Origin of the sequence: Pseudomonas sp. PGPR40, assembly GCF_022014505.1 — a bacterium.
Taxonomy (GTDB): Bacteria; Pseudomonadota; Gammaproteobacteria; order Pseudomonadales; family Pseudomonadaceae; genus Aquipseudomonas.
The window spans coordinates 57,973-84,152 of record NZ_JAKLSP010000007.1 but is presented as its reverse complement, the minus strand read 5'-3'; the positions used below and the strand labels follow the sequence as shown (position 1 = coordinate 84,152).

At 59.0% G+C, this 26,180-nt stretch carries 27 protein-coding genes, 1 tRNA gene and 1 pseudogene; 17 read left to right on the top strand and 12 right to left on the bottom strand.

The features are described from left to right. Positions 1-50: 50 nt before the first annotated feature. From MEB48_RS08460 to ntrC, 4 genes are all read left to right on the top strand, one after another. Positions 51-566, top strand: a complete 516-nt coding sequence (locus MEB48_RS08460) for a DUF4124 domain-containing protein (RefSeq protein WP_237883626.1) — start codon at positions 51-53, stop codon at positions 564-566. Continuing rightward, positions 563-1,165 carry a DUF4124 domain-containing protein gene (locus MEB48_RS08455; RefSeq protein WP_237883624.1) on the top strand — a complete coding sequence of 201 codons (603 nt, stop codon included), beginning with the start codon at positions 563-565 and terminating at the stop codon, positions 1,163-1,165. Before MEB48_RS08460 ends, MEB48_RS08455 begins: the two co-directional genes overlap by 4 nt. A 340-nt stretch (positions 1,166-1,505) precedes the next feature. Beyond that, the gene (gene glnL, locus MEB48_RS08450) at positions 1,506-2,591 is read left to right on the top strand and encodes a nitrogen regulation protein NR(II) (protein ID WP_038978561.1); all 1,086 of its coding nucleotides are present in this window, start codon (positions 1,506-1,508) and stop codon (positions 2,589-2,591) included. Next, entirely contained in the window at positions 2,588-4,024 is a 1,437-nt protein-coding gene (gene ntrC, locus MEB48_RS08445; RefSeq protein WP_030129274.1) for a nitrogen regulation protein NR(I), read from the top strand. The genes glnL and ntrC overlap by 4 nt, the downstream gene beginning before the upstream one ends. A gap of 543 nt (positions 4,025-4,567) precedes the next feature. Here ntrC and MEB48_RS08440 read toward each other — a convergent pair. Continuing rightward, a complete protein-coding gene (locus MEB48_RS08440) occupies positions 4,568-5,008 on the bottom strand; it encodes a hypothetical protein (protein WP_237883622.1) in 441 nt (146 codons plus the stop codon). On the opposite strand from MEB48_RS08440, the gene MEB48_RS08435 reads away from it, so the two are divergent. Then, positions 5,007-5,462, top strand: a complete 456-nt coding sequence (locus tag MEB48_RS08435; RefSeq protein WP_095052739.1) for a tRNA (cytidine(34)-2'-O)-methyltransferase — start codon at positions 5,007-5,009, stop codon at positions 5,460-5,462. The genes MEB48_RS08440 and MEB48_RS08435 overlap by 2 nt on opposite strands. 205 nt (positions 5,463-5,667) lie before the next feature. Here the strand turns inward: MEB48_RS08435 and secB are convergent, their stop codons facing one another. The 3 genes from secB to MEB48_RS08420 are packed head-to-tail and all read right to left on the bottom strand — an operon-like array spanning position 5,668 to position 6,878. After that, positions 5,668-6,153, bottom strand: a complete 486-nt coding sequence (gene secB / locus MEB48_RS08430; RefSeq protein WP_237883620.1) for a protein-export chaperone SecB — start codon at positions 6,151-6,153, stop codon at positions 5,668-5,670. A 55-nt stretch (positions 6,154-6,208) separates the two neighbouring features. Then, a complete protein-coding gene (gene grxC / locus MEB48_RS08425; protein WP_237883618.1) occupies positions 6,209-6,463 on the bottom strand; it encodes a glutaredoxin 3 in 255 nt (84 codons plus the stop codon). A 1-nt stretch (position 6,464) separates the two neighbouring features. Beyond that, positions 6,465-6,878 carry a rhodanese-like domain-containing protein gene (locus tag MEB48_RS08420; RefSeq protein WP_237883615.1) on the bottom strand — a complete coding sequence of 138 codons (414 nt, stop codon included), beginning with the start codon at positions 6,876-6,878 and terminating at the stop codon, positions 6,465-6,467. 152 nt (positions 6,879-7,030) lie between these two features. Between MEB48_RS08420 and gpmI the strand changes: the two genes are divergently transcribed. The 5 genes from gpmI to MEB48_RS08395 all read left to right on the top strand — a co-directional run bounded on the left by gpmI (position 7,031) and on the right by MEB48_RS08395 (position 13,589). Further along, positions 7,031-8,560: a 2,3-bisphosphoglycerate-independent phosphoglycerate mutase gene (gene gpmI, locus MEB48_RS08415; RefSeq protein ID WP_237883613.1), complete on the top strand. Its 1,530-nt coding sequence runs from the start codon at positions 7,031-7,033 to the stop codon at positions 8,558-8,560. Positions 8,561-8,801: 241 nt separating this feature from the next. After that, positions 8,802-10,094: a murein hydrolase activator EnvC family protein gene (locus tag MEB48_RS08410; protein WP_237883611.1), complete on the top strand. Its 1,293-nt coding sequence runs from the start codon at positions 8,802-8,804 to the stop codon at positions 10,092-10,094. A gap of 31 nt (positions 10,095-10,125) precedes the next feature. Continuing rightward, positions 10,126-11,445 (top strand): S41 family peptidase, encoded by a 1,320-nt coding sequence (locus MEB48_RS08405; protein ID WP_237883609.1) that lies wholly within the window; start codon positions 10,126-10,128, stop codon positions 11,443-11,445. A 1-nt stretch (position 11,446) separates the two neighbouring features. After that, positions 11,447-12,244 carry a divergent polysaccharide deacetylase family protein gene (locus MEB48_RS08400; protein WP_237883607.1) on the top strand — a complete coding sequence of 266 codons (798 nt, stop codon included), beginning with the start codon at positions 11,447-11,449 and terminating at the stop codon, positions 12,242-12,244. A 106-nt stretch (positions 12,245-12,350) separates the two neighbouring features. Then, the gene (locus MEB48_RS08395) at positions 12,351-13,589 is read left to right on the top strand and encodes a trypsin-like serine peptidase (protein WP_237883605.1); all 1,239 of its coding nucleotides are present in this window, start codon (positions 12,351-12,353) and stop codon (positions 13,587-13,589) included. 3 nt (positions 13,590-13,592) lie between these two features. Here the strand turns inward: MEB48_RS08395 and MEB48_RS08390 are convergent, their stop codons facing one another. The 7 genes from MEB48_RS08390 to MEB48_RS08360 form a co-directional block, all read right to left on the bottom strand. Continuing rightward, on the bottom strand, positions 13,593-14,348 hold the full coding sequence (locus MEB48_RS08390) for a substrate-binding periplasmic protein (RefSeq protein ID WP_237883603.1): 756 nt from the start codon (positions 14,346-14,348) through the stop codon (positions 13,593-13,595). Between the two features lie 72 nt (positions 14,349-14,420). Beyond that, on the bottom strand, positions 14,421-15,191 hold the full coding sequence (gene hisF / locus MEB48_RS08385) for an imidazole glycerol phosphate synthase subunit HisF (RefSeq protein WP_007897430.1): 771 nt from the start codon (positions 15,189-15,191) through the stop codon (positions 14,421-14,423). A gap of 9 nt (positions 15,192-15,200) precedes the next feature. Then, positions 15,201-15,938, bottom strand: coding sequence for a 1-(5-phosphoribosyl)-5-[(5-phosphoribosylamino)methylideneamino]imidazole-4-carboxamide isomerase (gene hisA / locus MEB48_RS08380; protein WP_007939449.1), 738 nt, complete (start codon positions 15,936-15,938; stop codon positions 15,201-15,203). 42 nt (positions 15,939-15,980) lie between these two features. Beyond that, positions 15,981-16,238 carry a DUF2164 domain-containing protein gene (locus MEB48_RS08375; RefSeq protein ID WP_018929213.1) on the bottom strand — a complete coding sequence of 86 codons (258 nt, stop codon included), beginning with the start codon at positions 16,236-16,238 and terminating at the stop codon, positions 15,981-15,983. Next, positions 16,239-16,877 carry an imidazole glycerol phosphate synthase subunit HisH gene (gene hisH / locus MEB48_RS08370; RefSeq protein WP_237883601.1) on the bottom strand — a complete coding sequence of 213 codons (639 nt, stop codon included), beginning with the start codon at positions 16,875-16,877 and terminating at the stop codon, positions 16,239-16,241. Further along, positions 16,877-17,470, bottom strand: coding sequence for an imidazoleglycerol-phosphate dehydratase HisB (gene hisB, locus MEB48_RS08365; RefSeq protein WP_007939452.1), 594 nt, complete (start codon positions 17,468-17,470; stop codon positions 16,877-16,879). The genes hisH and hisB overlap by 1 nt, the downstream gene beginning before the upstream one ends. A gap of 271 nt (positions 17,471-17,741) precedes the next feature. Then, positions 17,742-19,403 carry an OFA family MFS transporter gene (locus MEB48_RS08360; RefSeq protein WP_237883599.1) on the bottom strand — a complete coding sequence of 554 codons (1,662 nt, stop codon included), beginning with the start codon at positions 19,401-19,403 and terminating at the stop codon, positions 17,742-17,744. Positions 19,404-19,879: 476 nt separating this feature from the next. Here MEB48_RS08360 and MEB48_RS08355 point away from each other — a divergent pair, with 476 nt between their 5' ends. The 5 genes from MEB48_RS08355 to MEB48_RS08335 all read left to right on the top strand — a co-directional run bounded on the left by MEB48_RS08355 (position 19,880) and on the right by MEB48_RS08335 (position 24,107). Then, a complete protein-coding gene (locus tag MEB48_RS08355; RefSeq protein ID WP_237883597.1) occupies positions 19,880-20,284 on the top strand; it encodes an acetyl-CoA sensor PanZ family protein in 405 nt (134 codons plus the stop codon). Positions 20,285-20,360: 76 nt separating this feature from the next. After that, positions 20,361-22,595, top strand: a complete 2,235-nt coding sequence (locus MEB48_RS08350) for an AsmA family protein (RefSeq protein WP_237883595.1) — start codon at positions 20,361-20,363, stop codon at positions 22,593-22,595. Next, positions 22,592-23,659 (top strand): A/G-specific adenine glycosylase, encoded by a 1,068-nt coding sequence (gene mutY / locus MEB48_RS08345; protein ID WP_237883593.1) that lies wholly within the window; start codon positions 22,592-22,594, stop codon positions 23,657-23,659. The genes MEB48_RS08350 and mutY overlap by 4 nt, the downstream gene beginning before the upstream one ends. Then, a complete protein-coding gene (locus MEB48_RS08340) occupies positions 23,656-23,928 on the top strand; it encodes an oxidative damage protection protein (RefSeq protein WP_047272894.1) in 273 nt (90 codons plus the stop codon). The genes mutY and MEB48_RS08340 overlap by 4 nt, the downstream gene beginning before the upstream one ends. Before the next feature lie 103 nt (positions 23,929-24,031). Beyond that, a tRNA-Phe gene (locus tag MEB48_RS08335) sits at positions 24,032-24,107 on the top strand. Positions 24,108-24,191: 84 nt separating this feature from the next. On the opposite strand, the gene MEB48_RS08330 is transcribed toward MEB48_RS08335, so the two are convergent. Next, positions 24,192-24,641 carry a carboxypeptidase regulatory-like domain-containing protein gene (locus MEB48_RS08330; RefSeq protein WP_237883591.1) on the bottom strand — a complete coding sequence of 150 codons (450 nt, stop codon included), beginning with the start codon at positions 24,639-24,641 and terminating at the stop codon, positions 24,192-24,194. A 262-nt stretch (positions 24,642-24,903) separates the two neighbouring features. Here MEB48_RS08330 and MEB48_RS08325 point away from each other — a divergent pair, with 262 nt between their 5' ends. Beyond that, the gene (locus MEB48_RS08325) at positions 24,904-25,959 is read left to right on the top strand and encodes a PDDEXK nuclease domain-containing protein (RefSeq protein WP_237883589.1); all 1,056 of its coding nucleotides are present in this window, start codon (positions 24,904-24,906) and stop codon (positions 25,957-25,959) included. A 55-nt stretch (positions 25,960-26,014) separates the two neighbouring features. Continuing rightward, a pseudogene (locus tag MEB48_RS08320) lies at positions 26,015-26,158 on the top strand (alpha/beta hydrolase); the annotation flags it as partial. Between the last annotated feature and the right edge of the window lie 22 nt (positions 26,159-26,180).

The following is a 26,180-nucleotide window of genomic DNA, read 5'->3' as shown; positions in this document are numbered from 1 at the left end:
ATGAACGGAATTGGGCCGGACACTTGCCCAACGGCCAATGGAAGCCTGCGATGCGCTCATTGTTGTTATGCCTGCTTGTGCTGATCGCCCTGCCCGCCGCCGCGCAGATCTACAAGTACACCGACGCCAACGGCAACACCGCGTACAGCAATCAACCGCCTTATGGCGTAAAAGCTCAACCCGTGGAGTTGCCACCGCTCAATAGCGTCGAGCTTCAACCACCGAGCGAGCCAGTAGCGCCTGCGCAATCCAGTCGCCGTGAACAGCCCAACAGCGCCTATCAGGTGCTGGAGTTGACCGGTCTGCCCACCGAAGAAGCCTTGCGCGCCAACAACGGCACGTTCACTGTTGGCGTATTGATCCAGCCGCGCCTGCAAGGCCCCCATCAATTGAGGCTGTTACTGGACGATCAACCCTACGGCCAACCGAGCAACGTACCGATTCTGCAACTGGTGAACATCGACCGTGGCGAACACCGCCTCGCGGTGCAGGTAATCGATGGGCAAAATGTCGTGCAGCAGAGCCCCACCGTGACTTTCACCGTACAACGGGTGCATAAGCCTTGAAGTTCTGGCTGTTGGTCGCTTGCCTGATCTGCCTGCCGGCAATGGCCGAGGTTTTTACCTATATCGACGCCCAAGGCAATCGGGTCTTTACCGATCAGCCGGGCACTCGTAACGCCAAGCGTGTGCCACTGGCGACCAGCAATCGAATGTCGGCCAACCCGAATGGCGCCGCGCCAGTCACGGACACAAAAGCCAAACCATTGTTTCATTACGACATGCTTCGTGTGCTGGTGCCGGACCCGGATGCCACGATCCGTAGCACTGCTGGTGAATTGATCGTCAGCGTTACCAGCGAACCCGGCCTGCAACAGGGCCATCGGTATCGTCTGCTGCTGGATGGCCAGCCCACCGCCGAGCCCGGTCCGAGCCCGGTGTTCGCCCTGAGTAATATCGATCGCGGCAGCCATCACTTATCGGTGGAAATCCTCGACGAACACGGCCGCACCGTTGAACGCACGGCCAATCAACCCTTCCACATGCAGCGCATTTCCCTCGCACAAAAACGCCAGGTCAAACCCTGCGCCCTCACCGACTACGGCCAACGGCCGGAATGCCCGCTCAAAGATAAACCTGAAGAAGAAAAAAGCTTCTGGCGCTAATGCCCGTCAGTCAAGCGCAACCCTGTAGGAGCGAGCTTGCTCGCGAAAGCGGTGTATCAGGCGACATCAATGTTGGCTGTCCTGCCGTCTTCGCGAGCAAGCTTCGCTCCTACAGTTCAGGTTTGCGCACCATATTGGTGCAACCGAGTGCACAATACTCATATCCCAACCCATTTTGGTTCGAAAGTACCCGTAAAAGCTGGCAGAACGCCACGCAAAAGAGCGTCAAACGCCTGTTTCACGCTCTAAACGCTTCTTTTCGGAGCCTTGGTTTGGTTTTTGCATTTTCCCCGTATCGGCGCGTTATTCACGCGCATGCCCTGCTCCAAAAGAGGTCCTGATGACCATTAGCGACGCACTGCACCGCTTGCTACTCGACAACCTGACCACCGCCACCATTCTGCTCGACGCCGAACTGCGCCTTGAGTACATGAACCCGGCGGCGGAGATGCTGCTGGCCATCAGCGGTCAGCGAAGCCATGGGCAGTTCATCAGCGAATTGTTCACCGAGTCCACCGAAGCGCTGAATTCCCTGCGTCAGGCGGTCGAGCAGGCGCATCCGTTCACCAAACGTGAAGCGATGCTCACCGCCCTCACCGGCCAGACCCTGACCGTCGACTACGCCGTGACACCGATCCTGAGCAATGGCGCTACGCTGCTGCTGCTGGAGGTTCACCCGCGTGACCGCTTGCTGCGGATCACCAAGGAAGAGGCGCAACTGTCGAAACAGGAAACCAGCAAGATGCTGGTACGCGGCCTCGCCCACGAGATCAAAAACCCGCTGGGCGGGATTCGTGGCGCGGCTCAGCTGCTCGCCCGTGAATTGCCGGAAGAAAGCCTGCGCGATTACACCAACGTCATCATTGAAGAAGCCGATCGCCTGCGCAATCTGGTGGATCGCATGCTCGGCTCCAACAAATTGCCGTCATTGGCCATGTGCAACGTCCATGAAGTGTTGGAACGCGTGGGTCAGTTGGTAGAGGCCGAAAGTCAGGGATGCATCACTTTGGTGCGCGACTACGATCCAAGCATTCCGGATGTCTTGATTGATCGCGAACAGATGATTCAAGCCGTGCTGAACATCGTACGCAACGCGATGCAGGCCATCAGCAGTCAGAACGAACTGCGCCTTGGCCGCATCAGCTTACGTACCCGCGCCATGCGCCAATTCACCATCGGCCACGTGCGCCATCGCCTGGTGACCAAGATCGAAATCATCGACAACGGCCCGGGCATTCCCGCCGAGTTGCAGGAAACCATCTTCTTCCCCATGGTCAGCGGCCGCCCGGACGGTACCGGGCTCGGCCTGGCCATTACCCAGAACATCATCAGCCAGCACCAGGGCCTGATCGAATGTGACAGCCATCCAGGCCACACCACCTTCTCGATCTTTCTGCCACTGGAACAAGGAGCCACATCGACATGAGCCGTAGTGAAACCGTGTGGATCGTCGATGACGACCGTTCTATCCGTTGGGTCCTGGAAAAAGCCTTGCAGCAGGAAGGCATGACCACGCAAAGCTTCGACAGCGCCGATGGCGTGATGAGCCGCCTGGCGCGCCAGCAGCCGGACGTGATCATCTCCGACATCCGCATGCCGGGCGCCAGCGGTCTGGACCTTCTGGCACGGATTCGCGAACAACACCCACGGCTGCCGGTGATCATCATGACCGCGCACTCCGACCTGGACAGCGCTGTCGCGTCCTATCAGGGCGGCGCATTCGAATACCTGCCCAAGCCGTTCGATGTCGACGAAGCGGTGTCGCTGGTCAAACGTGCCAACCAACACGCTCAGGAACAGCAAGGCCTGGAAGTCCCGGTCGCCCTGACCCGCACCCCGGAAATCATCGGCGAAGCGCCGGCGATGCAGGAAGTGTTTCGCGCTATCGGGCGCTTGAGCCACTCCAACATCACCGTGCTGATCAATGGCGAATCCGGTACCGGTAAAGAACTGGTTGCCCACGCCCTGCACCGTCACAGCCCACGGGCGGCCTCGCCGTTCATTGCGCTGAACATGGCGGCGATCCCCAAGGACCTGATGGAGTCCGAACTGTTCGGCCATGAAAAAGGCGCATTCACCGGCGCGGCCAACCTGCGTCGCGGGCGTTTTGAGCAGGCTGATGGCGGCACGCTGTTCCTCGATGAAATCGGTGACATGCCGGCGGACACTCAGACTCGTTTGCTGCGGGTATTGGCAGACGGCGAGTTCTACCGTGTCGGCGGCCATGTGCCGGTGAAGGTCGATGTGCGAATCATCGCCGCGACGCACCAGAATCTGGAAACCCTGGTGCATGCCGGAAAATTCCGTGAGGACTTGTTTCACCGCCTCAACGTGATTCGCATCCACATTCCACGGATGTCGGACCGTCGCGAAGACATCCCGACCCTGGCCAAGCACTTCCTGGGCCGCGCCGCGCAAGAACTGGCAGTGGAACCCAAGCTGCTGAAAAGCGAAACCGAGGAATACCTGAAGAACCTGCCGTGGCCAGGCAACGTGCGTCAGCTGGAGAACACTTGCCGCTGGATCACGGTGATGGCTTCGGGTCGCGAAGTGCATATCAGCGATCTGCCGCCGGAGCTGCTGAGCCTGCCGCAGGATTCGGCGCCGGTGACCAACTGGGAGCAAGCGCTGCGCCAGTGGGCTGATCAGGCGCTGGCTCGCGGCCAGTCAAGCCTGCTCGACAGCGCCGTGCCAAGTTTCGAGCGGATCATGATCGAAACCGCCCTCAAACACACCGCCGGCCGCCGCCGCGATGCCGCCGTGTTGCTGGGCTGGGGGCGTAATACCCTGACGCGTAAGATCAAGGAATTGGGGATGAAGGTTGATAGTGGGGATGATGATGAGGGGGATGAGGGTTAGTCCCTTCGCCTGATCGTTCCCATGCTCTGCGTGGGAATGCCTCAATGGACGCTCTGCGTCCGCTTCGGCAGGGACGCGGAGCGTCCCGGGCTGCGTTCCCACGCAGAGCGTGGGAACGATCATCGCCCCCGCGTGCACCGCCGCAATGCACCGTGAACTGCAATCGCGCACGGCAACAGATCCGAAATCCCGCCTGCGCTCGCAATCGAACCTCTATCGAAAAAACACAAAAGCCCCGGATTACGGGGCTTTCAGCGCTGCTCATCGGCTTTCTGTTGCAACATATTAAAAACTGGCACGCCCCCTGCATTAGTCCAATCAGTGATTCGATTCACTACCCAGTTTCGGGGACCTTGGTACAGGCAGGCCGGGGATTCCCCTCTTTACACCGGGCTCATACCGCAACTGCGACGAGCCCATCCAGTTTTGGGGTCCTTGGTACAGGCAGGCCGGGGATTCCTTCTTTACACCGGGCTCACGCCGCAATGCGCGAGCCCTCCCGTTTTGGGAACCTTGGTACAGGCAGGCCGGGGATTCCCTCTTTTATTGCTCTCGGAGATGGATCTCCAGCCGCCAGCGGTCATCGACCTCGCTACCGGCCCACTCGCCCTGCAGCGGCCGGGCAGCCACCAGCGTCAGTAACAATCCGCCATCACTCAACCGCGTTCGCCAGTTCACGTCCTTGCCGTTGAGCTTGAGCTGACCTTTCTGCGCTTTGCCTTGCGCCTCGAACAACAGCGCCACGCTGCCGTCGACCAGTTCGCCGTGGGTTTTGGGTTCGTTGTTGAACCACACCACCAGCCCATCGTTCGTCACCTCGACTTGCTGCAAAACGCTGGGGTCGGGCGTTGTCAGGCGACCGATCATCAGGCCCACCATCACCCCGACAATCGCCAGCGAAGCCATCACCCGCGGGAATAGTTTCGAACGAGGATCCTTTGGCGGCGTAGAATGCCCGTCATCTTTATCTTCGGAGCCGTGCATGTTTCACGTCATCCTTTTCCAACCAGAAATTCCGCCGAATACCGGCAACGTTATCAGGCTGTGCGCCAACAGTGGCTGCCACCTGCATTTGATCGAACCGCTGGGCTTCGAGATGGATGACAAGCGTCTGCGCCGGGCCGGTCTCGATTACCACGAGTATGCCACCCTGCAACGTCATGCAGATCTCGCCAGCTGTCTGGAAAGCCTCGGCCATCCTCGGCTGTTCGCCTTTACCACCAAGGGCTCGCGGCCATTTCACGAGGCCAGTTTCGCCGAGGGCGATGCCTTCCTGTTCGGGCCGGAAAGCCGCGGTTTGCCGGCCGAAGTGCTCGACGCCCTGCCCAGTGAACAACGCCTGCGCCTGCCCATGCGCGAAGGCTGTCGCAGCCTGAACCTGTCCAACACCGTGGCCGTCGCGGTGTATGAAGGCTGGCGCCAGCTCGGGTTCAAGTAGCCCCCCGACTGATCGTTCCCACGCTCTGCGTGGGAATGCCTCAAGGGACGCTCCGCGTTCCAGCAGCACCGCTGGCGTCGGGCCTGGCACCGATGTGACGCGGAGCGTCACGGACTGCATTCCCACGCAGAGCGTGGGAACGATCATCTCCCGCCCATGAAAAAAGCGCCTGTTACGGCGCTTTTTTCGTTACTGCATCGAATGTTTACTGAACGGTCGGAGCGTCGCCCGCCGCCTGCATGCGTTGCAGCTCTTGTGCGTACAGCGCGTCGAAGTTCACCGGGGCCAGCATCAGGGCCGGGAACGAACCGCGGGTCACCAGGCTGTCCAGGGTTTCGCGAGCGTACGGGAACAGGATGTTCGGGCAGAACGCGCCGAGCGTGTGGCTCATCGAAGCGTCATCCAGGTTCTTGATCAGGAAGATCCCGGCCTGTTGCACTTCAGCGATGAATGCCACTTCTTCACCGTTTTTCACGGTGACCGACAGGGTCAGCACGACTTCGTGGAAGTCGCCTTCCAGAGCCTTCTGACGGGTGTTCAGATCCAGACCGACGCTCGGCTCCCACTGCTGGCGAAAGATCGCCGGGCTTTTCGGGGCTTCGAAGGACAAATCGCGTACGTAGATGCGCTGCAAGGAGAATTGCGGTGCGGTTTCTTCTTCGCTAGCTGCAGTGTTCTGTTGGTCAGTCATCTCAGATCCTTTCTGATCTCGGGTCTTGTAGGGTTGGCTATTTCAAGTAAGGCAGTCAGGCCTTGAGCAGTTCGTCGAGCTTACCGGCGCGCTCAAGGGCAAACAAATCATCACAGCCGCCAATGTGGCGCTCACCGATCCAGATCTGCGGCACGGACGTACGCCCGGCCTTCTGAGCCATCGCGGCACGCACCTGCGGCTTGCCATCGACCTTGATCTCTTCGAAGGCTACGCCTTTGTTCTCGAGCAGGTACTTGGCTCGCGAGCAATAACCGCAGTAATCGCTGGAATAGACGACGACGTTGCTCATATCACTTCACCAACGGCAGATTGTCGGCTTTCCAGCTGGAAATACCGCCGGACAGCTTGGCGGCGGTGAAGCCGGACTTCATCAGTTCGCGGGCGTGGGTGCCAGCCGTCTGGCCCATGGCGTCGACCAGGATAATGGTCTTGGCCTTGTGCTTTTCCAGTTCGCCGACGCGAGCAGTCAGTTTGTCGTGAGGAATATTCAACGCACCAACAATGTGACCAGCGGTGAAATCCTTGGTCGAACGAATGTCGATTATCACGCCTGCGTCCTTGTTGACCAGCCCGGTCAGTTCACCGGTGCTCAGGCTGCGGCCGCCGCCTTGCATCTGATAAGCGATCAGCAACGCCAGCAGTACGACGAAGATACCGACGAGCAGATAGTGGTTAGTGGCAAATTCAATCAGGTGAGCAACCATCGAAGGAGGTTCCAGGGCGTTAAAATGTCGGCCAGTATACACAGCCACTATGGTGGGCCAAACCCCGTCCGGCGGTGACGCGGCTGGAACTTCGCTTTAAACTGCCACTCCCTTTTCCATCGCCTTCTTTAACTCAGCCACGAGCGGAATCCATGACTACCACGCCTAAACCTTTGGTCCTGATCATTCTCGACGGCTTCGGTCACAGTGAGAGCCCTGAATCCAACGCCATCTTTGCGGCCAAAAAGCCTGTCTTGGACCGTTTGTGGGCCACCGTGCCGAACGGCCTGATCTCGGGCAGCGGCATGGACGTCGGCTTGCCGGACGGCCAGATGGGCAACTCCGAAGTCGGCCACATGAACCTCGGCGCCGGTCGCGTGGTGTATCAGGATTTCACCCGCGTGACCAAAGCGATCCGCGACGGTGGGTTCTTCGAAAACCCGACCATATGCGCTGCGGTGGATAAAGCCGTTGCTGCCGGCAAAGCCGTGCATTTCATGGGCCTGCTGTCCGATGGCGGTGTTCACAGCCATCAGGATCATCTGATCGCCATGGCTGAACTGGCCTACAAGCGCGGCGCCGAAAAAATCTATCTGCACGCCTTCCTCGACGGCCGCGACACGCCGCCGAAAAGTGCCCAGTCGTCGATCGAACTGCTGGACACAACCTTCCAGGCCCTCGGCAAAGGCCGGATCGCCAGCATCATTGGCCGTTACTACGCCATGGACCGCGACAACCGTTGGGATCGTGTATCCCAGGCGTACAACCTGATTGTCGATGGCGCCAGCGAGTTCAACGCCGCCACCGCGCAGGAAGGTCTGCAAGCCGCTTACGAGCGTGGCGAGAGCGATGAATTTGTCAAAGCCACGTCCATCGGCGAACCCGTGAAAGTCGAAGACGGCGACGCCGTGATCTTCATGAACTTCCGCGCCGACCGTGCCCGGGAACTGACCCGCGTGTTCGTCGAAGACGATTTCAAGGAGTTCGAACGCGCTCGCCAGCCAAAACTGGCCGGTTTCGTCATGCTGACCCAATACGCCGCCAGCATCCCCGCGCCGTCGGCCTTCGCGGCGGGCAGCCTGGAAAATGTGCTGGGCGATTATCTGGCGAAAAATGGCAAGACGCAGTTGCGCATCGCCGAAACCGAGAAGTACGCCCACGTGACCTTCTTCTTCTCTGGCGGTCGCGAAGAACCGTTCCCGGGCGAAGAACGCATCCTGATCCCGTCGCCGAAAGTCGCCACCTATGACTTGCAGCCCGAGATGAGCGCCCCGGAAGTCACCGACCGCATCGTCGATGCCATTGAAAACCAGCGCTACGACGTGATCGTGGTCAACTACGCCAACGGCGACATGGTCGGTCACAGCGGTGTATTCGAGGCGGCAGTCAAAGCGGTCGAGTGCCTGGACCTGTGCGTCGGCCGTATCGTCGATGCCCTGGAAAAAGTCGGCGGCGAAGCCCTGATTACCGCCGACCACGGCAATGTCGAGCAAATGTCCGACGAAACCACCGGTCAGGCACATACTGCCCACACCACTGAGCCGGTGCCGTTCATCTATGTCGGCAAGCGCGACTTCAAGGTTCGCGACGGCGGCGTGCTGGCGGATGTGGCGCCGACCATGCTGATGTTGCTGGGGCTTGAGAAACCTGTGGAAATGACCGGGACTTCGATTCTGGTGTAATCCGGTCGCTCAAACTCCGTAAAACCCTGTGGGAGCGGGCTTGCTCGCGAAAGCGGAGTGTCAGTCGACATCAAAGTTGCCTGACACTCCGCTTTCGCGAGCAAGCCCGCTCCCACATTGGTTTCCCGGTGATTTCAATACCGATTCAGCTCCAGTTATCACACAACCCCAATTGGGCATTTTTTTTGCTGCGCATGGCGGGCATACTAGGCCGTCCCTTTCCCTGGTGTCACCCGCCTCTATGCTTCGCGTCCTGATAGCCCTTGCCCTGACTTGCCTGCTCCAACCGGCCTTTGCCGACGAGCGCACGCAAACCCAACAACAGTTGGACGCCACGCGTCAGGACATTGCCGAGCTGAAAAAATTGCTGGGTAAACTCCAGGAAGAAAAGTCCGGGGTGCAGAAAGACCTCAAGGGCACCGAAACCGAGATGGGCAAGCTCGAGAAGCAGGTCGAAGCCCTGCAAAAAGAGCTGAAGAAAAGCGAATCCGAGCTACAGCGACTCGATGCCGAGAAAAAAAAACTCCAGAGCGCGCGCATTGAACAGCAACGACTGATCGCCATCCAGGCCCGCGCGGCCTATCAGAATGGCCGTCAGGAGTACCTGAAGCTGCTGCTCAACCAGCAGAACCCGGAAAAATTCGCCCGCACCCTCACCTATTACGACTACCTGAGCCAGGCCCGCCTGGAGCAGCTGAAGAATTTCAATGAAACCCTGCGCCAACTGGCCAATGTCGAAAAAGACATCGCCATGCAGCAGGCGCAATTGCTGGTGCAAAAAAGCAGCCTCGACAGTCAGCGCGACGAACTCGACAAGGTCCGCAAGGAGCGCCAGCAAGCCCTGGCCAAGCTTAACGATGACGTGAAGGCTCGCGATCAGAAACTGGCGGCGCGCGAGCAGGATCAGGCGGACCTGTCTAAAGTCCTTAAAACCATTGAAGAAACCTTGGCCCGTCAGGCCCGAGAGGCAGAAGAAGCGCGGCAAAAAGCGCTGATCGCCCAGCAGGAAGCCGAAAAAAAGCGTTTACGTGAGGCCCAGGCTGAAGCAGATGCCACCGATGCCCCACGCAAAACCGTTAAATCGACACCCGGCGTACTGGTTTCAAGTTCAGGCGAAACCTTTGGCGGCGCCTTTGCTTCCACCCGCGGCAAACTTCCATGGCCGGTTGATGGTCGATTGCTGGCGCGCTTCGGTGAAAGCCGTGGTGACGATGTCCGCACCAAATGGGACGGCGTAATGATCAGCGCCTCCGCCGGCAGCCAGGTGCATGCCGTACACGGTGGCCGCGTGGTGTTTGCCGATTGGTTGCGAGGCGCCGGGTTGCTGGTGATCCTCGACCACGGCAACGGTTTTTTGAGTCTTTACGGTCACAACCAGACGCTGCTCAAGTCTGCGGGTGACGTGGTAAAAGCCGGTGAGTCCATCTCCACTGTCGGTAACAGTGGCGGACAGGACACACCAGCACTGTATTTCGCTATTCGTCAGCAGGGTCACCCGAGTGATCCGGCGCAATGGTGTCGTGCGCAAGGATAAGCACGTTACCTAATTCAGGAGTTCGTTCGACATGCTGTATTTGTCCCGCCTTACCTCGCTGGCCCTGACGATTGCCCTGGTGATCGGCGCACCATTGGCATTCGCCGCTGAGCCTGCCCCGGCGGTCGCACCTGCAGGCACTGCCGCGACCACCAAGGCGCCATTGCCGCTGGACGAGTTGCGCACCTTTGCCGAAGTCATGGACCGGATCAAGGCAGCCTATGTCGAACCGGTGGACGATAAGACCCTGCTGGAAAACGCCATCAAAGGCATGCTCAGCAACCTCGACCCGCACTCCGCGTACCTTGGCCCGGAAGACTTCGCTGAATTGCAGGAAAGCACCAGCGGCGAATTCGGCGGCCTGGGCATCGAAGTCGGCGCCGAAGACGGTTTCATCAAAGTGGTTTCACCCATCGATGACACCCCGGCCTCCAAGGCTGGCATTCAGGCTGGCGACTTCATCGTCAAGATCAACGGCCAGCCGACTCGCGGCCAGAGCATGACCGAAGCCATCGACAAGATGCGCGGCAAGATCGGCCAGAAGATCACCCTGACCCTGGTACGCGACGGCGGTGCGCCGTTCGACGTAACCCTGGTCCGCGCCATCATTCAAGTGAAGAGCGTGAAGAGCCAGTTGCTGGAGTCCGGCTACGGCTACATCCGCATCACCCAGTTCCAGGTCAAGACCGGCGAAGAGGTCTCCAAGGCCCTGGCCAAGCTGCGCAAGGACAACGGCAAGAAGCTCAGCGGCATCGTCCTCGACCTGCGCAACAACCCGGGTGGCGTGCTGCAATCGGCGGTGGAAGTGGTCGACCACTTCATCACCAAGGGCCTGATCGTCTACACCAAGGGCCGCATCGCCAACTCCGAACTGCGCTTCTCCGCTACCGGCAAGGATGAAAGCGAAGCCGTGCCAATGGTCGTGCTGATCAACGGTGGCAGCGCCTCGGCCTCGGAAATTGTCGCCGGCGCCCTGCAGGATCAGAAACGCGCGGTGGTCATGGGCACCAACAGTTTTGGCAAAGGCTCGGTCCAGACCGTGTTGCCGCTGAACAACGAACGTGCACTGAAAATCACCACGGCGCTGTACTACACGCCGAACGGCCGCTCGATTCAGGCCCAGGGCATCGTCCCGGACATTGAAGTGCGCAGGGCCAAGATCACCAACGAGCAGGACGGCGAATACTTCAAGGAAGCCGATCTGCAAGGCCACTTGGGCAATGGCAACGGCGGCGCCGACAAACCGACCGGTTCCGCTGGCAAAGCCAAGGCCATGCCACAAGATGACGATTACCAGTTGGCCCAGGCCCTGAGCCTGCTCAAAGGGCTGAGCATCACCCGCGGCCACTGAGATGCGCGTGCGGTTGCTCCTCGGCCTGCTGTGCTGTCTGGCGGGTGTCGCTCACGCGGCGCCTACCATAACAGCGGCCACACCCCCGAAGGCTTATCTGAGCCTGATCATCGATGACCTGGGACAGAATCAGCCCCAGGATCGCCGCGTACTGGCGCTGCCCGGCCCGGTCACCACGGCCATCATGCCCGACACACCCCACGCCACCGAGTTCGCCCGCGAAGCCCATCGCGCCGGCAAAATCGTCATCCTGCACATGCCCATGGCCCCGGCCACCGGGCCGTTTGCCTGGCATCCCGAGCAGCCCATCGAAGAACTCGAGAAGCGCTTGAGCGCGGCGTTCAAGGCGGTGCCGTATACCGCTGGCATCAACAACCACATGGGCAGCCGCATGACCGCGCAGCAACCGGCCATGGCCTGGCTGATGGCGGACTTGCAGCGTCGGCACAAGTTCTTCGTCGATAGCCGCACCAGTGCACAAACCGTGGCAGCCGCCGAGGCGCAGAAGATTGGTTTGGCGAGCGTGTCGCGGGATGTTTTCCTCGATGACGAGCCCACTGAAGCCGCGATCTTCACTCAGCTACAGACGGCTATCAGCCTGGCGCGCAAACAGGGTTCTGCGGTGATGATCGGGCATCCGTATCCGCAGACATTAGCGGTGCTTGAACGCGAATTGCCCAAGCTCAAGGCTCAGGGTATTGACTGGATCGATATCAAACAGATGATCAGCGTGCGCGGCAATCGTGCAACGGCAGCGCACGGCAAGGATGGCCAGTACCGCCTCCCGACCGCCCGGTAAGTACTCGCAGCCCCACTCCATTAACGCGATAACTATTTATACCTGTCGGTCCACAGAGCCGTGCCACGATAGCGCTCACCCTGAATTTCATCACCAAGGAATGGACATGAAATATCTCAGCTTCTTTTGCTTCTCAGGCCTGATTGGCCTGCTGGCTATTTCCGCAGTGCAGGCTCGCGATCTGGGCGAAGGCGCCATCAACGATTCCCCTTCAAGAACCCTGCAAAACAGTGAGCATCTTTATGAAATCTGGAGCGGCGTGGGACGGCTCAGCCTCCAATCGGGCGAGACCTGTAGCGCCGTTCTACTGGATACGCGAAACAGACACGGCCAAGCCACCGGCCCTGCTTACCTGCTCACCAGCGGTCATTGCGTGTTCTTTGAGTACGGTTCGGCAAGGACCAATCTGCTTTTGCAAGCCAGCGTCACCTTCCACTACTTTCATGACGTGCCACAACGTAAGCGCCAATACGCCATCCGGACTGCCCGATGGAGCAGTCTGGTCGGGACCGATCTTGCAGTACTCGAGGTCGATGCGACATTGGCGGCGCTGATACAGGCCGGGGTCAACCCGCTCAAGCTGGCGTCCCATCAAACCTATGAGAGTCAGGATGCGCTTAACATTGGCGCGCCGGGCGGCTTTACCGAACAGGGGCTTCGATTGAGCGCCTGTGCTGAACAAACCGCCGGAACGTTCATCGATCACCCCGGGGTGTTCCCTTTGGCCATGAAAAACAGTTGCGACCTTTACGCTGGCAGCTCCGGTAGCCCGATGCTGAACCGCCGCACCAATGAAATCACCGGCATCGTCAGTAAGATCGGCGCCTATCGCAGCATGTCAGCTCCCCCCGGCTGCGAACATTCCTCGTCCTGCCAGGCAACGCGTTTCAACTACAGCTATTCCGCCAACTTCCTGTACTACTGCTTTATCGACGGCATCTTTACCCGTAATGGGCGGGACTGTTCCCTGGAACCGGTCGAACTGACTGTCTCGGAGCCTTGGAAGCTCAGGTCATACGTTCATAAAACACAAAACGCGAAAGGGCAGATCGTATTGCCTACGTGGGACTTCAGGTTTTCCCTCGAGACGCCCTGGTATCGTTACAAAACCGTCAGTAACGCCAGGGACTGCAAGGCTCCCGACAATTACAGCGCCGCCATCGGCGCTGAAGATGCTTACATCGATTCTGAAATCGGGCCACAAAGCGGCGCACATGCACTGTGCATTATCGGTGTTGCCTCAGGAGAACAGCAGCTTACAAGGGCAATGTTGAATAACGTGTTTACAAGTGCCGTGTACCTGAGCGCGATGCCGGACGTTGCGCTTCAGACCACATCGAGATAATTGCTACAGATAGCGCCCCATGATGTCGTCAACGACGCCTTCCTTGCGCAGCTGATCCAGCGCGGCTTGCAGCTTGGCGACGGTTTCGTCCGGCACGTCTTTATTCAGCGCCAGGTACAACTCGGCGCTGTTGAAACGCAGCACGGTCTTGAGCCCGTTCACACCTTCCTGGCGCGCCAGATAGCGGCCTGCCGGGTCACCGGTGGCCCACAGGTCGATCTGGCCGTTGACCAGTTTTTTGGCATTGTCCTGATCGCGCAGCACAACGATCGGTTTCAATCCTTGCTTGGCCAGCGTCTCGGCAATCGCATCGCCCTTGTAGGCGCCAATCTTGTATTTGCGCGCCTGCTCCAGCGACTCGAGGGTGATCTTGCTATCGGCCTTGGCCAGCATGATCCAGTCATCCGGGCCGATAGGGCCGACCCACTTGAAGAGTTTCTCGCGATCCGGCAAGCGCGCCATCACGAACACGCCATAACCAGGTTTTTCCAGGGCGAGTTTATAGATTCGCTCCCAAGGGAAACGCAGCGTCAGGCTGTAAGTGATGTCGGCGCGTTTGAACATCTCGCGGACGATGTCCACGGCAATGCCGTTGATGTTCTCGTCCTGAGCGAAATTTTTGCCATTCTTCGCCATGTTGTACGGCGGGAAGTTTTCCGTCAGCAACACCAGACCGGTGCCGGGATTTTCTTCGGCGTGAGCTCCGTTGATGAACAACAGAGAAGCGCTGGCGAGGACAAGAAGAAGACGTTTAAGCATGTCGGGCTACCGGAATCCATGGCGTGCCCAAGAGTGCCTTGAGCTCGCCACACTGTCCACTGGCCTGACTGTTTAACGCATCACTATGCCGCGATGAGCCATGTAAGCCTTGGCTTCCTGCACGGTGTATTCGCCAAAGTGGAAAATACTCGCCGCCAGCACTGCGCTGGCGTGGCCTTCGAGAATGCCATCGGCCAAGTGCTGCAAGTTGCCGACACCGCCGGACGCGATCACCGGAATCCCCAGCGCATCACTGATGGCACGGGTAACGCCCAGGTCGAAGCCGTTTTTCATGCCGTCCTGGTCCATGCTGGTCAGCAGGATTTCACCGGCGCCGAGGCCTTCCATCTTCTTCGCCCACTCAACGGCGTCGAGGCCGGTTGGCTTGCGACCACCATGGGTGAAGATTTCCCAGCGCGGGGTTTCGCCCGGACCGGAAACTTTCTTCGCATCGATGGCGACGACAATGCATTGCGAGCCGAAATGCTGAGCCGCTTCGCCGACGAATTCCGGGTTGAACACCGCAGCGGTGTTGATCGAGACCTTGTCCGCACCGGCATTGAGCAAGTTGCGAATGTCCTGCACGGTACGCACGCCACCGCCCACGGTCAGCGGGATGAACACCTGGCTGGCCATGCGTTCGACGGTATGCAGCGTGGTGTCGCGACCGTCGACGCTGGCGGTGATGTCGAGAAAGGTAATCTCGTCGGCACCTTGCTCGTCATAACGACGGGCGATTTCCACCGGGTCGCCGGCATCGCGAATGTTCTCGAACTTGACGCCCTTGACCACCCGGCCGTTATCCACGTCCAGGCAAGGGATGATGCGTTTGGCCAGCGCCATGGTGAGTCCTCAGCCTTTGTACGAATCGCAGAAAGCTTGCGCTTCAGCGACATCGAGGGTGCCTTCGTAAATCGCCCGGCCGGTGATGGCGCCGATGATGCCTGGCGCCTTGGCGTCGAGCAGCGACTTGATGTCACCCAGATTGTGGATACCGCCGGAAGCGATCACCGGAATCTTCGTCGCCGCGGCCAAAGCGGCGGTGTACGAAACGTTGCAGCCCTGCATCATGCCGTCTTTGGCGATGTCGGTATAAACGATCGCGGACACGCCGTCGGCTTCGAATTGCCTGGCCAGGTCAATCACCTGAACGGTGCTGATTTCAGCCCAGCCGTCGGTGGCGACAAAACCGTCTTTGGCATCCAGACCGACGATCACTTTGCCCGGGAACGCGCGGCAGGCTTCAGCCACGAAAGCCGGATCTTTCACGGCTTTGGTGCCGATGATCACGTAGCTCACGCCTGCTTTGACGTAGTGTTCAATGGTTTCCAGCGAGCGGATACCGCCGCCGATCTGAATCGGCAGGTTCGGGTAGCGCTTGGCGATGGCAGTGACCACTTCGCCGTTGACTGGCTGGCCTTCGAAGGCACCGTTCAGGTCGACCAGATGCAGACGACGGCAACCGCCTTCCACCCACTTGGCAGCCATGCTCACCGGGTCATCGGAGAACACCGTGGAATCTTCCATGCGGCCCTGGCGCAGACGAACACAGGCACCGTCTTTGAGATCGATAGCGGGAATAATCAGCATCTGGCAAACCTTCAAATTCGAGTATTCAGCTTCGCTCGGAAATCAGTTTTTCTCGAGCGCCCACAGGTCGCTTTCAATGCTTTCGAACCTCTCTTTGAGGTGCGTCTGCACATCGAAAATCGCCCTGTTGTAATAGTGCGGAGCAATTTCACGGGTAAACAGCTCAAGGATTTCAGCCGCTTCGAACGAACCCAGGTCCAGCTCGAAGCGATCCTCCATGAAGCGTTTGATCTTGTGATTGGCCTCGCTCTCCTGTTCGGGAGTGAGGGTCAGGATCGGCGGCTTCTTTTTGGCAGCCATTTACCAGCGACCATCCCACGCAGCGAAGTTCTGCAGCAATTGCAGGCCATGGGTATGGCTCTTCTCCGGGTGGAATTGCACGGCGAAACGCGAGCCGTCGGCCAGCGCAGCGGCGAAATCGACACCGTAGTGACCGCTACCCACCACCTGCCGCGCATTGCCGGCAGCGATGTAGTAGCTGTGCACGAAGTAGAAACGCGCCAGGTCCGGAATGTCGTGCCACAGCGGGTGACTCACCGTCTGCTTCACTTCGTTCCAACCCATGTGCGGGACTTTCAGGTGTTCGCCGTCTTCGTGCAAATCCTTGCCGAAGAATTTCACCTGGCCTGGGAACAGACCGATGCAGTCCACGCCGTCGTTCTCTTCGCTACGGTCGAGCAAGGCTTGCATGCCCACGCAAATGCCGAGGAACGGACGGTCCTGACTGACTTCACGCACCAGCGAATCGAAGCCCAGGCGACGGATCTCCGCCATGCAATCGCGAATCGCGCCGACGCCGGGGAAAACCACCCGGTCGGCTTCGCGAATCACATCGGCATCGCTGGTGATCAAGACCTTGCCGGCACCGACGTGCTCGAGGGCCTTGGCCACCGAGTGCAGGTTGCCCATGCCGTAATCGATAACCGCGACCGTCTGCATTACAGAACGCCTTTGGTCGATGGCATCTGACCGGCCATGCGGTCATCCAGCTCTACGGCCATACGCAGGGCGCGGCCGAAAGCCTTGAACACGGTTTCGATCTGGTGGTGGGTGTTGTGCCCACGCAGATTGTCGATGTGCAGGGTGACGTTGGCGTGGTTGACGAAGCCCTGGAAAAATTCCTGGAACAGGTCAACGTCGAAACCGCCGACGGTCGCGCGGGTATAAGGAACATGCATCTGCAGGCCAGGACGGCCGGAGAAGTCGATCACCACACGCGACAGCGCTTCATCGAGCGGCACGTAGGCGTGGCCGTAGCGACGGATGCCTTTCTTGTCGCCGATGGCTTTGGTGAACGCCTGACCCAACGTGATACCGACGTCTTCCACCGTGTGGTGGTCGTCGATATGCAGGTCGCCCTTGCTGACAATATCCAGGTCGATCAGCCCGTGACGGGCGATCTGGTCCAGCATGTGCTCAAGAAAAGGTACACCGATATCAAATCGGGCCTTTCCGGTGCCATCCAGGTTGATCGAGGCTTTGATCTGGGTTTCCAGAGTGTCGCGCTCGACAGACGCCATACGTTCGGCCATCACCAGCTCCGCAAAAATCATTGGGGCGAAAAAGGCAGCCATTATAGGGTCGCGGGCGCTAAACAGAAACACGAGAGGTGATATCACTGACGGAGTGAATCCCCTGCTGTCGGGGATAGACATGTCAGTACAAGCCGGCAAACACAAAACCTGTGCCCACGGAGAGCAAATGTGGGAGCGGGCTTGCTCGCGAAAGCGGTGTGCCAGGCAACATCGATGTCGACTGACACTCCCTCTTCGCGAGCAAGCCCGCTCCCACAGGGGTTTTGCGTTAGTGGAAGAGAACCGCAGTCTTCTGCATCGTCACCCAAACACCCCACGCCAATGGAATCCCCACCACCAGCCACGCAGCTACCGCCAACGGCTTGGTGCCCGCATCCGCTTTCCATTGCAGTACGGTGCTGGCGTCAGCACCCTTGTCGTGGCCCAGCGCCTGTTCGGCGGCCAGTTCGGCGTCGGTCATGAAGTACTTCTCGGCCACCGGGCGAACCATCAGGTTGCACAAGAAACCCAACACCAACAGGCCCGCAAGGATGTACAGGGTGATGTCGTAAGCCGCAGCACGTTCAACGCCAATGCTCAGCTGATATTCACGCAGGTAGTTCACCAATACCGGCCCCAACACACCCGCCGCCGCCCACGCCGTTAGCAGACGACCATGGATCGCGCCGACCATTTGCGTACCGAACAGGTCCGCCAGGTAAGCCGGAACAGTCGCAAAACCGCCGCCGTACATCGACAGAATGATGCAGAACGCCGCCACGAACAGCGCAACATTGCCCAAGTGACCGAGGTTCGGGATCAGCGCGTACAGCGCGAAACCGAGGGCGAAGAATACGAAATAAGTGTTTTTGCGACCCAGATAATCCGAGAACGAAGCCCAGAAAAACCGGCCACCAATGTTGAACAGGCTCAACAACCCGGTGAAGCCGGCAGCAATCGCTGCGATCGAGGCCAGTTGCCCGGCATCCAGCTGACCAAATGTCTGGTCGGTGCCCAGCAATTTACCGGCAAAGACTTCCTGCAACAGTGGCGAAGCCATGCCGAGGATGCCGATACCCGCCGAAACGTTCAGGCACAGCACCAGCCACACCAGACGGAATTGCGGAGTTTTCCACGCCACATTCACATGGACGTGACGGTGAGTGATCATCGAGTTCGACGCTTTTTTCGCCGGAGCAGTCCAGCCTTCAGGCTTCCAGCCGGTTGGCGGAACGCGGTAGGACAGCGCGCCACCGATCATGAACACGAAGTAGATCGCGGCCATCACCAGGAAGCTCTGCCATACGCCCACGCTTGTTGGCGAAGCGAAATGGCCCATCAACGCTGCAGCCAGTGGAGCACCGACCATCGCACCACCGCCGAAGCCCATGATCGCCATGCCGGTAGCCATGCCGCGTTTGTCCGGGAACCACTTGATCAGGGTCGAGACCGGCGAGATGTAACCCAGCCCCAGGCCGATACCGCCGATGACCCCGGAGCCGATCCACATCAGCCAGATCTGGTGGGTATAGACCCCCAGCGCCGAAATCAGCAGACCGCCACACCAGCACAGCGCCGACACCACACCCGCCTTGCGCGGACCTGCGTGTTCCAGCCAGCCGCCCCAGATGGCTGCCGAGCAGCCAAGGAAGATGAAGAACAGGGTGTAGATCCAACCGAGCATCGAGATCGGCCAGTCGCATTGAGACGAAAAGACCTGAGCGATGAAGCTCATGTCCGGCGCGCAAGTCACGGCCTTGGTGACGCCCAGGGCTTTGGACAACGGCAACCAGAACACCGAAAAACCGTAGGCCATGCCGATGCACAAGTGGATGGCCAGAGCGGCCGGTGGTACCAGCCAACGGTTGAAACCGGGCTTGGCGATGATACGTTCCTTGGACAGGAACGCGGGCTGATCGGCAAAGCCGTCCGCCGTGATGCTCGTAGTCATGGTGTTTCCCCCAATTATTAGTATTGTTCGCCAGCCGTACTTCACCCCCAGCCTTAATGCACGCAGGGCATGACTGTTTTTTAGATGAAACTCCATTTTGGTACGACATCAGGTCGCAGAAGGGACGGACGAACGGGCAGAGGTTACCATTTGCACGTGACAGAAAAACCAAAGTGACATCACGCATTGCATGTCATCTGATCTCATTCACGCTGTGAACAACACCGAATTCGTAGGAGCCGGCTTGCCGGCGAAGGCGTTTTCAAGAACGCTGCATGCTGTGAGGCCGCCTTCGCTGGCAAGCCAGCTCCTACGCTGTGAACAACACCGAATCCGTAGGAGCCGGCTTGCCGGCGAAGGCGTTTTCAAGAGCGCTGCATGCTGTGAGGCCGCCTTCGCTGGCAAGCCAGCACCTACAACCGGGAACACGTCAAGACGGTATCTACGGGACCGGATCAGCTTTCAAGGGAGACACCATGCCGATCATTGTCGAGCTGCTGAACCACACCACTTATCAGGACCAGCAAGATCTTCAAAAAATCTATCGCGACGCCCCGGACTGGCTGTTTGCGCCATTTACAAGTGACCTGCAGCTGATTGAAGACTGCCTGCAGAACGGTTCGCTGATCGCCGGACGCTTCAACGATCGGCTATTGGGGGCGGCACGTTTGCAACGGCACCCCGATGTCTGGCACTTGTCCCATTTATGCGTACGAAAAATCACTCGTCGTCGTGGCGTTGCTGAGCGTCTAGTGAACGAAGCGCAAAAAATGGCGTCGCAATCGGGCGCGACATTGCGTCTGCTGGCGCCTGCCGGGCACCTCGAAGCTCAAGCGCTAGCGGCTAAGCTGAAGGTGCCGCTGGATGTACTCCCGACGTGATCACTGACCGGCCGGCCACTTCGGAGCGCTATACTCCCCGGCTAAATTTGAATTCGACTAATACAAGGACTCGCCCATGAAAGCGTTCGGCAAAATCCTGGGTCTGGTACTTCTCGGGCTGTTGCTGATCATTGTGGCGCTGGGCTTTGCCCTGACGCACCTCTTCGATCCCAACGACTATAAAGACGAGATTCGCCAGATTGCCCGCGACAAGGCCCACATCGAGCTGACGCTCAATGGCGATATCGGCTGGAGCCTGTTTCCCTGGCTAGGCCTGGAGTTGCATGAAGCCAGTGTGGCGACCCTGGCCAAGCCTGCCGAACCGTTCGCAGACTTGCAGATGCTCGGCCTGTCGGTCCGCGTGATTCCGCTGCTGCGCCGCGAAGTGCAGATGAGCGATGTGCGCGTCGAAGGCCTGAACCTGCGCCTGAATCGCGACAAGAACGGCCACGGCAATTGGGAAGACATCGGCAAGGCCCCGGCACCTGCCACCCCGAGCGGCACGACCACGCCGCCCGCCACCGCTGGCGAACCGGCACCAACGACCACCACCCAGGCAGAAAAACCGGCCCAGCCGATCCGCCTGGACATCGACAGCCTGACCGTCAACAACGCCCGCGTTGAATACAGCGACGAGAGAACCGGCAGGCAGTTCAGCGCCGAAAGCATCCAGCTGAGCACTGGCCCGGTGCATGATTCGACCAATATCCCGGTCAAACTCACCGCGTTCCTCGGTACCAACCAACCTGTTCTGCGGGTGCGGACCGAGCTGGCCGGCGAGTTGCGTTTCGAGCGCGCGCTGCAGCGTTACAAATTCGAAGACATGAAACTCTCCGGTGAAGTCGCCGGCGATCCGCTGCAAGGCAAGACCATGACCTTCGCCGCTCAAGGCCAATTGCTGCTGGACAGGGCTGCCAACGTCGCCGAATGGACCGGCATCAAAATCTCCGCCAACCAACTGCGCGCCTTGGGTGAATTGAAGGCCAACGACCTCGACAAGACCCCGCAAATTAGCGGCGGCCTGTCGATTGCCCAATTCGATCTGGTGAAATTCGTCGACAGCATCGGCCAGAAATTCCCTGCAATGGCCGAAGGCAGTTTGAGCAAAGTCGAACTGGTGAGCCAGGTTGCCGCCACGCCAACCAGTTTGTCCCTCGACGGCCTCAACCTGAAACTCGACGACAGCACTTTCAGCGGCCGCATCGCTGTCGAGGACTTCGCCAAGCAATCGCTGCGACTGAACCTCAAGGCTGACACCTTCAACGTCGATCGTTACCTGCCACCAAAATCCGCCGAAGCCAATAGTGCGAAGCAAGTGCGTCAGGCCGAAGTGGCCAACACCGAGAGCGAGGCCATGGCGGGTGCAGGTGGTTCACCGCTGCCGCCATCACCGACCAAAGGGCCATGGAGTACCGACCGTCTTTTCCCGGTGGAGCGCCTGAACAAACTCGACGTGGATGCCGACCTGACCTTTGGCCAACTGACCCTCGACAAACTGCCGATTCAGAATGCTGCACTCAAGGCCTCTGGCCAAGGCGGCCTGCTGACGCTGGAAAACCTGCGCGGCGACCTGTACGACGGCAACTTCGAAGCCAAAGGTACCCTGGACGCGCGCCAGCAAGTACCGGCGCTGAACATGCAGACGCGCATCAGCAAAGTGCCCGTGGAAAAAATCCTCGAAAGCCAGGGGAAAACCCCACCCGTCCAAGGCCTGGTTACGCTCACCAGCGCGCTGACCAGCAGCGGCAATAGCCAGAACGTGCTGATCGATAACCTCAACGGCAACGCCAGTTTCGTCATCAATAACGGCGTGCTGCTCAATGCCAACCTGGAGCAGCAACTGTGCAAAGGCATCGCCACCCTGAACCGCAAAACCCTCACCGGCGAGCCACGGGGCAAGGACACACCGTTCGAAGAGCTCAAGGGCAACCTGACCTTGCGCAACGGCGTGGCCAGTAACCCCGACCTGAAAGTGCGTATCCCGGGCATGACCGTTAACGGTAACGGCGACATCGACCTGCGGGTGCTGGGCATGGATTACCGCGTCGGCGTGATCGTCGAAGGCGACAAGAGCGACATGCCGGACCCGGCCTGCCAGGTCAGCGAGCGCTTCGTCGGCATCGAGTGGCCACTGCGCTGCCGCGGCCCGCTGGAACTGGGCGCCAAGGCTTGCCGCATCGACAACGAACGCATGGGACAAGTCGCCAGCAAACTGGCCGGCGAACGGATCAGCGAAAAAATCGACGAGAAGCTTGGCGATAAAGTCAGCCCGGAACTGAAAAACGCGCTCAAGGGGCTGTTCAAGCGATGAGAGCCGAGCAGTTTTCAACAGCAGTGCTGGACTGGTACGACCGACATGGCCGGCACGATTTGCCTTGGCAACAGGGCATCACCCCATACCGGGTGTGGGTCTCGGAAATCATGTTGCAGCAGACCCAGGTCAGCACCGTACTGAATTACTTCGACCGTTTCATGGCCTCGCTGCCGACAGTTGAAGCTCTGGCCGCCGCGCCGGAAGACGAAGTGCTGCACCTGTGGACCGGCCTCGGTTACTACACCCGCGCGCGCAATCTGCAAAAGACCGCGAAGATTGTCGTCGCCGAATATGGCGGCGAGTTTCCCCGTGATGTGGAAAAACTCATCGACCTTCCGGGTATTGGACTTTCCACTGCTGGCGCAATTGCCAGCATCAGCATGGGCCTGCGGGCGCCGATCCTCGACGGCAACGTCAAACGGGTGCTGGCGCGCTTTACCGCGCAAGAGGGTTATCCGGGCGAGCCCAAAGTTGCCAAACAGCTGTGGGCCAACGCTGAGCGCTTTACGCCGCAGACCCGTGTCAATGCCTACACCCAGGCGATGATGGACCTGGGCGCCACGCTCTGCACCCGCAGCAAACCGAGCTGCCTGCTGTGTCCGCTGGAAAAGGGCTGCGAGGCGCACCTGCTTGGCCTGGAAACCCGCTACCCGATCCCCAAGCCGCGCAAAGCCGTGCCACAGAAGCGCACATTGATGCCAATGCTCGCCAATGGCGAAGGTGCGATTCTGCTTTACCGTCGCCCTTCCACGGGCCTGTGGGGCGGTCTCTGGAGCCTGCCGGAACTCGATGACCTCGACGACCTGCAACATCTGGCTTCGCAGCATTCGCTGGAACTGCGCAGCCAACAGGCACTGCCGAGCCTGGTGCACACCTTCAGCCACTTTCAGTTATCCATTGAACCCTGGCTGGTTCAGGTCCAGGAAGCCGGCCATCACGTGGCCGAGGCCGACTGGCTCTGGTATAACCTCGCCACCCCGCCGCGCCTGGGCCTTGCCGCCCCGGTCAAAACCTTGCTCGAACGCGCGGCCGCCGTATTGAACGCAGGAGAGTCGTCATGACCCGTACCATCATGTGCCGCAAGTACAAAGAAGAATTACCCGCCCTGGAGCGCGCGCCATTTCCGGGTGCAAAAGGTCAGGACATTTTTGACCACGTCTCGGCCAAGGCCTGGGCGGACTGGCAGAAACACCAGACCCTGCTGATCAACGAAAAACGCCTGAACATGATGAACGCCGAAGACCGCAAATACCTTCAGGGCGAAATGGACAAGTTCTTTTCCGGCGAGGAATACGCCAAGGCCGAAGGCTACGTTCCGCCATCGGAGTAACCCTGCAAAATCGGGGTCCGGATCGTAAGCGACGGAATAAATTAAAATTTTTTTGAAAACTTTCTTGACGACCCCCTGAAAAACCAGTTTAATGCGCCCCGTTGCCCAGATAGCTCAGTCGGTAGAGCAGGGGATTGAAAATCCCCGTGTCGGCGGTTCGATTCCGTCTCTGGGCACCAAATACCGAAAACCCTGAATCGCAAGATTCAGGGTTTTTTTATGCCCGCGATTTGATCAGGCATCGTGCAAGCGTTTCTCTTGGGCTAGTTTTCAGTATTCCAGTGGAAGACAAGATTGCGAGCGGCACCACTTCCTACATCCGCCGTATCACGCCGTTCCTCACCATTGCGCGTCGCGACGACGGTGTACTTGCCAGGTGGCAGCTGTACGTAAACCAGCGGGCCAGCCTCACTCAGCGTCAGCACGGGTTGCCCCGGGTCTTTCTGAATGACCAGATTTACATCCGGAACATATTTGCCCTCCGCCCCGATGGAGAAGGTCATGTGCAGGTTGTAGCCCTGGGTTTGTTGAATGGCTCGAGCCTCATCCTCTCCGATCCCCCCGGACAGGTACGTAATCCCGTTTTGCTGTTGCTGCTGGACTTGCACGCCTGTGCTGTCGATCGGTTCAAGACTGGCGGCGCTCAGTACGACTGGAAACATCAGTACGCCGACAGCGGCGATGGGCAGCATGAATGAATGGACGTTCTTCATGATGGCGACTCCCGGGTTGCGCAGAACCCAATCGTTACTCTTTTTAGATTTGTTACCGAATGTTCAAGTTTTAGATCGATTAGCACTTGGGCTCACTGCGAATCGGACTACACGGTGTACTCCTCAAATACGGACCGCAGTCGGCCCGGTCCTGCAAAACAAATCCGCCTTTCCTTCCGACTTACCAGCAACGCCCGGCATCGCGGACTATCACTCTCTTGCCATCCTCTTGCGTCTGTTTCCTTCAGCCGCGGAAAATGTCATGACCTCCCTCAAACCCGGTAACACTCAAGATCCACAGATCACTTCACTGCTCGGCAATCTTGGCGAACTGATCCGCGAAGCGCGTCAGAAGGTGTTGCGAGCGGTTGATACCGTTCAGGTGCAAACCTGTTGGCAGATTGGCCGGCATATTGTGGAGTTCGAGCAGGAAGGCGCTCGGCGGGCGGTGTATGGCAAGCAGCTGCTATCGACGCTGGCGAAAGTGCTGACGTCGGAGTTTGGGAAAGGCTTCGACGTTTCCAACCTTCGCTATATGCGCCTGTTCTATCAAGCATTCCCAATTCGTGACGCACTGCGTCACGAATTGAGCTGGACCCATTACCGCAGACTGTTACGAGTCGACAATGACCACGCTCGCCAGTGGTACATGAACGAATCTGCTCTGCAGAATTGGTCAAGTCGCGCCCTCGAGCGTCAGATCAACACCCTCTACTACGAGCGCTTGCTGGCAAGCCGCGACCGGACTGCCGTCAAACAGGAAGCCGCTACCAATATCCAGCAAATGAACGCCAAGCCCCGGGATTTCATCCGGGACCCGGTGCTACTGGAGTTTCTCGGCCTGCCCAATGCGGGCTTGATCCAGGAAAGCGAACTTGAACAAGCATTGATCAATCAACTCCAGGGCTTCCTGCTCGAATTGGGCAAAGGCTTCGCCTTCATCGCTCGCCAGCAACGCATCAGTACCGAGAGCAAAGACTTCTACATCGATCTGGTGTTCTACAACTACCTGCTCAAATGCTTCGTCATCTTCGACCTCAAGCGCGGCGTACTGACCCATCAGGATGTCGGCCAGATGGACATGTACGTGCGCATGTACGACGACCTCAAGCGCGGACCGGAGGATGGCCCTACCGTCGGCCTCATTCTCTGCGCGCAAAAAGATGAATCGGTGGTGCGCTATTCAGTGCTGCAAGGCAATGAGCAATTGTTCGCCAGTACCTACAGACTGGTGCTGCCGAGCGAGGAGGAACTTCGCACAGAACTGGATCGGGAATGGGCGGTGCTTGAGGAGCGGTTACTCAGGCAGCGGTCCTGATAAACAGGGAAGGACTGTTCATGAACGGCGTGACCAGGATGGCTGGTTAGCCGCAAAAGACATCAACGAAGAAGAAGTCGGACATTTCGCCTTTTTTCGCAGCGCATACCAAGCCACACTATGGCCCATTGCATTGTCCTGGCTGCAGACCGGCGAGCTGGCCCCCGATACACCCGGGTGGCGAGTGCCATGCAGTTGATTAATGCGCTCCCTCAATGAAT

Bases quoted from the DNA above. Each gene is read 5' to 3' on its own strand.
- MEB48_RS08460 (WP_237883626.1), top strand. From the start codon at position 51: ATGCGCTCATTGTTGTTATGCCTGCTTGTGCTGATCGCCCTGCCCGCC.
- glnL (WP_038978561.1), top strand. From the start codon at position 1,506: ATGACCATTAGCGACGCACTGCACCGCTTGCTACTCGACAACCTGACC.
- ntrC (WP_030129274.1), top strand. From the start codon at position 2,588: ATGAGCCGTAGTGAAACCGTGTGGATCGTCGATGACGACCGTTCTATC.
- MEB48_RS08435 (WP_095052739.1), top strand. From the start codon at position 5,007: ATGTTTCACGTCATCCTTTTCCAACCAGAAATTCCGCCGAATACCGGC.
- MEB48_RS08440 (WP_237883622.1), bottom strand. From the start codon at position 5,008: ATGCACGGCTCCGAAGATAAAGATGACGGGCATTCTACGCCGCCAAAG.
- secB (WP_237883620.1), bottom strand. From the start codon at position 6,153: ATGACTGACCAACAGAACACTGCAGCTAGCGAAGAAGAAACCGCACCG.
- grxC (WP_237883618.1), bottom strand. From the start codon at position 6,463: ATGAGCAACGTCGTCGTCTATTCCAGCGATTACTGCGGTTATTGCTCG.
- MEB48_RS08420 (WP_237883615.1), bottom strand. From the start codon at position 6,878: ATGGTTGCTCACCTGATTGAATTTGCCACTAACCACTATCTGCTCGTC.
- gpmI (WP_237883613.1), top strand. From the start codon at position 7,031: ATGACTACCACGCCTAAACCTTTGGTCCTGATCATTCTCGACGGCTTC.
- MEB48_RS08410 (WP_237883611.1), top strand. From the start codon at position 8,802: ATGCTTCGCGTCCTGATAGCCCTTGCCCTGACTTGCCTGCTCCAACCG.
- MEB48_RS08405 (WP_237883609.1), top strand. From the start codon at position 10,126: ATGCTGTATTTGTCCCGCCTTACCTCGCTGGCCCTGACGATTGCCCTG.
- MEB48_RS08400 (WP_237883607.1), top strand. From the start codon at position 11,447: ATGCGCGTGCGGTTGCTCCTCGGCCTGCTGTGCTGTCTGGCGGGTGTC.
- MEB48_RS08395 (WP_237883605.1), top strand. From the start codon at position 12,351: ATGAAATATCTCAGCTTCTTTTGCTTCTCAGGCCTGATTGGCCTGCTG.
- MEB48_RS08390 (WP_237883603.1), bottom strand. From the start codon at position 14,348: ATGCTTAAACGTCTTCTTCTTGTCCTCGCCAGCGCTTCTCTGTTGTTC.
- hisF (WP_007897430.1), bottom strand. From the start codon at position 15,191: ATGGCGCTGGCCAAACGCATCATCCCTTGCCTGGACGTGGATAACGGC.
- hisA (WP_007939449.1), bottom strand. From the start codon at position 15,938: ATGCTGATTATTCCCGCTATCGATCTCAAAGACGGTGCCTGTGTTCGT.
- MEB48_RS08375 (WP_018929213.1), bottom strand. From the start codon at position 16,238: ATGGCTGCCAAAAAGAAGCCGCCGATCCTGACCCTCACTCCCGAACAG.
- hisH (WP_237883601.1), bottom strand. From the start codon at position 16,877: ATGCAGACGGTCGCGGTTATCGATTACGGCATGGGCAACCTGCACTCG.
- hisB (WP_007939452.1), bottom strand. From the start codon at position 17,470: ATGGCCGAACGTATGGCGTCTGTCGAGCGCGACACTCTGGAAACCCAG.
- MEB48_RS08360 (WP_237883599.1), bottom strand. From the start codon at position 19,403: ATGACTACGAGCATCACGGCGGACGGCTTTGCCGATCAGCCCGCGTTC.
- MEB48_RS08355 (WP_237883597.1), top strand. From the start codon at position 19,880: ATGCCGATCATTGTCGAGCTGCTGAACCACACCACTTATCAGGACCAG.
- MEB48_RS08350 (WP_237883595.1), top strand. From the start codon at position 20,361: ATGAAAGCGTTCGGCAAAATCCTGGGTCTGGTACTTCTCGGGCTGTTG.
- mutY (WP_237883593.1), top strand. From the start codon at position 22,592: ATGAGAGCCGAGCAGTTTTCAACAGCAGTGCTGGACTGGTACGACCGA.
- MEB48_RS08340 (WP_047272894.1), top strand. From the start codon at position 23,656: ATGACCCGTACCATCATGTGCCGCAAGTACAAAGAAGAATTACCCGCC.
- MEB48_RS08330 (WP_237883591.1), bottom strand. From the start codon at position 24,641: ATGAAGAACGTCCATTCATTCATGCTGCCCATCGCCGCTGTCGGCGTA.
- MEB48_RS08325 (WP_237883589.1), top strand. From the start codon at position 24,904: ATGACCTCCCTCAAACCCGGTAACACTCAAGATCCACAGATCACTTCA.